6 protein-coding genes are annotated in these 5492 nt (G+C 66.6%); 5 read left to right on the forward strand and 1 reads right to left on the reverse strand.

What is annotated here, in order from left to right; translation table 11 throughout:
- Positions 1–119 precede the first annotated feature (119 nt).
- On the forward strand, positions 120–470 hold the full coding sequence (locus JWP83_RS02050; protein WP_297725301.1) for a hypothetical protein: 351 nt from the start codon (positions 120–122) through the stop codon (positions 468–470).
- 18 nt (positions 471–488) lie between these two features.
- On the opposite strand, the gene JWP83_RS02055 is transcribed toward JWP83_RS02050, so the two are convergent.
- Complete coding sequence (locus JWP83_RS02055; protein ID WP_297725291.1) at positions 489–1163, reverse strand: TetR family transcriptional regulator; 675 nt, start codon at positions 1161–1163, stop codon at positions 489–491.
- 70 nt (positions 1164–1233) lie between these two features.
- Here JWP83_RS02055 and JWP83_RS02060 point away from each other — a divergent pair, with 70 nt between their 5' ends.
- The 4 genes from JWP83_RS02060 (at position 1234) to JWP83_RS02075 (ending at position 5136) form a co-directional block, all read left to right on the forward strand.
- Positions 1234–2319, forward strand: coding sequence for a ferredoxin reductase (locus tag JWP83_RS02060; protein WP_297725293.1), 1086 nt, complete (start codon positions 1234–1236; stop codon positions 2317–2319).
- Between the two features lie 22 nt (positions 2320–2341).
- On the forward strand, positions 2342–3448 hold the full coding sequence (locus JWP83_RS02065; protein WP_297725295.1) for an acyl-CoA desaturase: 1107 nt from the start codon (positions 2342–2344) through the stop codon (positions 3446–3448).
- 114 nt (positions 3449–3562) lie between these two features.
- Positions 3563–4087, forward strand: a complete 525-nt coding sequence (locus JWP83_RS02070; protein WP_297725297.1) for an SRPBCC family protein — start codon at positions 3563–3565, stop codon at positions 4085–4087.
- Positions 4087–5136, forward strand: coding sequence for an LLM class flavin-dependent oxidoreductase (locus tag JWP83_RS02075; protein ID WP_297725299.1), 1050 nt, complete (start codon positions 4087–4089; stop codon positions 5134–5136). The genes JWP83_RS02070 and JWP83_RS02075 overlap by 1 nt, the downstream gene beginning before the upstream one ends.
- Positions 5137–5492 lie beyond the last annotated feature (356 nt).

Raw genomic sequence — 5492 nt, forward strand, 5'->3', positions numbered from 1 at the left:
CCACGATGTGGGCCATGTGGCGAGCACCGCGGTGACGGTTAGACGCGTTTAATCTCCGGGGGCTGGGGCAACCGTAGCGTATGGCTAGCGACAGTGGCGACTTCGATTCAGGCGACCTGGTGGACCCCGCGGACTTTCCCGAGGAGGGCGGTCCGGGCGACACCCTGAACTCGAGCGAAGGCACCGACTCCGATGAGCTGCGCAACGACGACGGCGACATCGTCGTCGACCCACCCGAGGGCTGGAGCGAAGCCGACCGCTTCGGAATGACGGCGCGCGAAGAGCGGGAGGGCGAATCCCTCGACGACCGGCTGGCCGAAGAAGAGCCGGATGTGTCCCCTGACGTGACCGCGTCGCTCGACGCGACCGACGGCGGCGGCCCCGGGCGCGCTCACCGGGGCCAGATCGACGGCACGCCTGAAGACGGCGACTCGCTCTATGAGGTCATAGACGAGGAGGCCGAAAATTAGTGCCTGGTTGTTCACTCCTCATGGCGCGCTTCGCCAGCCGGCTATGCCGACGGCGATCATCCGCAACTGCTTGACGGCGAGTCGCCGGATGTCTTCCAGCGCCTCGGTGCTCTGCGCGTCCTCGATCGCCTCGGCGATGACGATCATGGCGTTCACGAACAGCGTCGCCAGGACGTTGAGGTCCTCGGTGCTCCACTCATTGAGCCCGTTGAAGCGGGCCAGGTCGGTGGCGAGTTCGGAGGTGATGAGCCGCAGCTCGGTGCGGATGGCGTAGCGCAGGACGGTGACCCCGCCGGAGCGCTCCCGATAGATGAACCGCCAGTGCTCGCGGCGATCGGTGATGCTGGCGATGACGGTCTCGACCGATGACGCGATCACGCGGTTCGGATCCAGCCTGCCGGTGCGCGCCCCCCGCAGGGTGTCGCGCAAGGTGCGAAACGATTCGTCGATCAGCACCAGCCCGAGGGCCTCCATCGACTCGAAGTGACGGTAAAAGGCCGCGGGCACGATCCCGACCTCGCGGGTCACCTCGCGCAGGCTCAGGCTGGAAAAGCTGCGGTCCTGCAGCAGCTTGAGGGCCGCGGCGATGATGGCGCGGCGTGTCGCCTCCTTGCGCTCCTCGCGCGACGGGCTCTCGCGCGATCGCTCGCGGCCCGACCGATGCGAGCGTGAGCTAGGAGTACGGCTGTTCACTATGTGAACCCTACCACAAACCTGCACTAAACCCTTGACTACCTGCGGGGTCTGGCCGCACGGTGTACATATGTTCACTCAGACTTCGACCCGGAGCCTCGCGCAAAGCTTGCGCAAGCGAGTCCTGGGTTCAGACCTGCTAGACCTCCTCACCGGTCCGCACGGTGTAGACCGCTACACCGAGCTGGTGGCGCCGACCTGGACGCTGGGCGAGGCCCGCGCCAAGGTCATCGACGTGCGCCGCACCACCCCGCGCAGCGTCACCCTGACGCTCGCCCCCAACGAGACATTCGCGTCCACGCACACCGTCAAGGCCGGCCAGTACGTCAACTTCACCGTCGACATCGACGGTCGCCGGCACACCCGCTGCTATTCACCGGCCAACGCCGAAGGCAGCGCCAACCTTGAGCTGACGATCGGCCACCACGACGGCGGGCTGGTGTCGAGCTACCTGTACGAGCGGGCCCACCGCGGCATGGTGGTCGGCCTGGCCGGGATCGGTGGCGACTTCGTGTTGCCCGCGGCGCGGCCGCGGCGGATCCTGTTCGTCTCCGGCGGAAGCGGCATCACGCCGGTGATGGCGATGCTGCGCACGCTGATCGCCGAGAGCCATCGGGGCGAGGTCGCGTTTGTGCACTACGCCCGCACGCCCGCGGAGGCGTGCTACCGCGACGAGCTGGCGGCGCTACCAGGCGCCCGCGTTCTGCACGGCTACACCCGTTCCGACGCCGGCGACCTCGTCGGCCGCTTCGGGCCGGAGCATCTGGCCGCCGCCATGCCCAACCCCCATGTGGTGTTCGTATGCGGGCCAACGACTTTGGTCCAGGCCGTGCGGGAACACTGCGACAACGTGTACACCGAGAGCTTCGTGCCGCCGCTCTTCGAGGCACCGGCCAATCCGATGGGCGGACGAATAACCTTCGCCGACAGCGGGATCGACGTCGCCGACGACGGTCGCTCGCTGCTGGAGCAGGCCGAATCGGCCGGCCTGACGCCGCAGAACGGGTGCCGGATGGGCATCTGCCACACCTGCACGCGGCGCAAGACGGCCGGAACCGTGCGCAACCTGATCACCGGCGCGGTGTCGACCCAACCCGGCGAGGACGTGCAGATCTGCGTGTCCGTCCCGGTCGGTGACGTCGGTCTGTCGCTTTGATACAGCCTTGAAAGGAAAAGTCATGACACAGAACACGATCGCCCTGACACCCGAGCAGGCCGAGGCGTTCGGCCGCGAACTCGACGCCATCAAGGAACGCGTGATGGCGGACCTCGGCGAGAAGGACGCCGACTATATCCGCCGCGTCATCAAGACCCAGCGCGCGCTGGAGGTCGGCGGTCGCGCGCTGTTGTTCCTGCCGCCGGCGTGGCTGCTGGGCACCGCGATGCTGGGCCTGTCGAAAATCCTCGACAACATGGAGATCGGGCACAACATCATGCACGGCCAGTACGACTGGATGCGTGACCCGGCGATCTCCGGTCGCACATTCGAGTGGGACACCGCGTGCCCCGCCGATCAATGGCGCCACTCGCACAACTACATGCATCACACCCACACCAACATCGTGGGGATGGACCGCGACATCGGCTACGGCATCCTGCGGATGAGCGAGGACCAGCGCTGGACACCGTACTACCTGGGCAACCCGGTCTACGCATTCCTGTTGATGGTGTTGTTCCAGTACGGTGTCGCACTGCACGACCTGGAAACCGAGCGCATCCGCTCCGGAGAGATCCGGCTCGCCGACAAGCGCGAGGTGCTTCGCGCGATCTGGAAGAAGACACGCCGACAGACGCTGAAGGACTACGTCGCCTTTCCGCTGCTGGCCGGGCCCTTCGCCCCGTTCGTCTTCGCCGGGAACCTCTCCGCCAACCTGATGCGCAACGTGTGGTCGTACATGATCATCTTCTGCGGACACTTCCCGGACGGGACTCAGGAATTCACGGTCGAAGAGACCAAGGACGAATCCCGCGGCATGTGGTACTTCCGCCAGGTCCTGGGTTCGGCAAACCTGACCGGGAGCAAGCTCTTTCACCTGCTGTCCGGCAACCTTTCACACCAGATCGAGCACCACCTCTTCCCGGACATCCCGGCCCGCCGGTACGCCGATATCGCGCCCGAGGTGCAAGAGATCTGCGAGCGCTACGGCATTCCCTACAACCGCGGCCCGCTGCCGCAGCAGTTCGGCACCGTCGTCCGCAAGATCGTCAAGCTGACCTTCCCGGACTCCTGGCTGCGGAAACCCGCTGGCGACCAGTCCGCCGATCGGGTTCCGGTCGCCGTATGAGCCTGCGCTGACCGCGCCGAGCCTGCGTCCAGAGAGTGTCCACCCGACTCCGGGTGGCGCTGGACGCAGGCTCGATCCGTCGGGGGCATTGCCTCGCGCCGGGTGAGGGGGACAATGAGGTCCGTGGAATGGACCGGCGCCCGCTATGCGGACACTCCGACGGTGGAGGCCTGGACGTGGATCGACGCCGACCCAGCTCGGGTCTGGGATCTGGTCTCCGACATCGAGCTGATGCCCACGTTCAGCAACGAGCTGAAGGCGGTGGAGTGGGCCGACGGATCGGACAGGCCCCGCATCGGTGCCCGCTTCGTCGGACACAACGAGCACGACGCGTTTGGCCGATGGAGCACCACCTCGCAGATCGTCGCTTGCGATGCCCTGCGCGAATTCGCCTGGGCGGTAGGCGAACCCAACTACCCCGCCTCGACCTGGCGATTCCGGCTGACGCCCCGGGACGGTGGCACCCTGCTGAGCTTTTGGATGCAGATGGGACCGGGACGGTCGGGGCTGTCGGTGGCCATCGAATCGATGCCGGACAAAGAAGAAAAGATCGTATTCGTACGGATGCGGGAGTTCGAGGCCGCGATCGGCAAGACGCTCGCCACGCTCAAGAGGCTGGCTGAACACGGGGTGCGTTGATGCGAACGGCGACGACGGTCGAATTGTCCGGCGCCGCAGACGAAATCACCGAGTTTGTCGTCGAGGCGGAAAAGCTGGGACTCGATGTGTGTTGGGTGGCCGAGGCATGGGGCGCTGACGCGCCGTCGGCTCTGGGCTACCTCGCGGCGCGGACCGCCCGGATGCTGCTCGGTTCCGGCGTCCTGCAGGTCGGCACCCGGTCGCCCGTCATGGTGGCCCAGACCGCGATCACGGTGTCGAACCTGTCGAACGGGCGGTTCCTGCTCGGGCTGGGGGTCTCGGGCCCGCAGGTGATCGAGGGCCTGCACGGCGTGTCGTTCAGCCGGCCGCTGGCGCGTATGGCCGAAACCGTCGACATCGTGCGACAGGTGTTCGCGGGAGGCAAAGTCTCGCACTCCGGCAAGGAGTTTCAGATTCCTCGACCCGGCGGTGAGACGGTGCCGATGCGGTTGTCGACCCGGGCCGAGCACACCATTCCGATCTACCTGGCAGCGCTGTCACCGGCGATGCTGCGGTTGACCGGGCGCATCGCCGACGGGTGGCTGGGCACAAGCTTCGTTCCGGAGGGCGCGGGCGACGCCTACTTCTCCCACCTCGACGAGGGGCTGGCCGCCGCCGGCCGCACGCGCTCCGACATCGACATCTGTCAGGGCGCCGAGGTCGCCTTCGCCGCCGACGAGGACGAGTTGCGCGGCATGGTCGCGGGCCGCAAGAAGGAGCTCGCCTTCAGCCTCGGCGGCATGGGATCGTCGAGCACCAACTTCTACAACCAGGCCTACAGCCGGCAAGGCTGGGCCGAGGCCGCGGCCGAGGTCCGGGAGCGCTGGCAGCGGGGCGACCGCGACGGCGCCGCCGGGGTGGTGACCGATGAGATGGTGCTGGCCACCACGTTGATCGGAACCGAGGACATGGTCCGGGCACGGCTCGGGGTGTGGCGGGATGCCGGCGTCGACACCGTGCGGCTGTATCCGGCGGGGGACACGATGGACGACAGGCTGCGGACCCTCGGCCGGGCCATCGAGCTGGTGGATGAGACGGGGAGCCCATGACGAATAGGACAGTAGGGCAAGGGAATACGTTTTCCTGATGGAGGGTCTGGGACGCCGTGCTGATGCGGGCACACCGGGGGCACTGCTGCCGGGCCAATATGCACTGGCGCCGCGATACTGACTCAAAAGTGCATCAGCGCTGCAGGTGAGACTGCTATTTCTGAGACGGAGTTGTAAGACATCCCGACCCGGACAGCCGGGCGGTTCCGGCAGCCGGTGTGCTTGTGTCGCAAATGTCGCCTTGAGTTCAACCAGTCAGCGCATCACCGCAGGCCGATGATGATGTGCTGGTGGAGGTTGGGATGGGTGTGGGTCCGGTTGGGTTTGACGTCGAACAGCAAGCTTTGATTTGGACG

It is taken from the genome of Mycobacterium sp. (assembly GCF_025965855.1).
Classification (GTDB): Bacteria; Actinomycetota; Actinomycetes; order Mycobacteriales; family Mycobacteriaceae; genus Mycobacterium.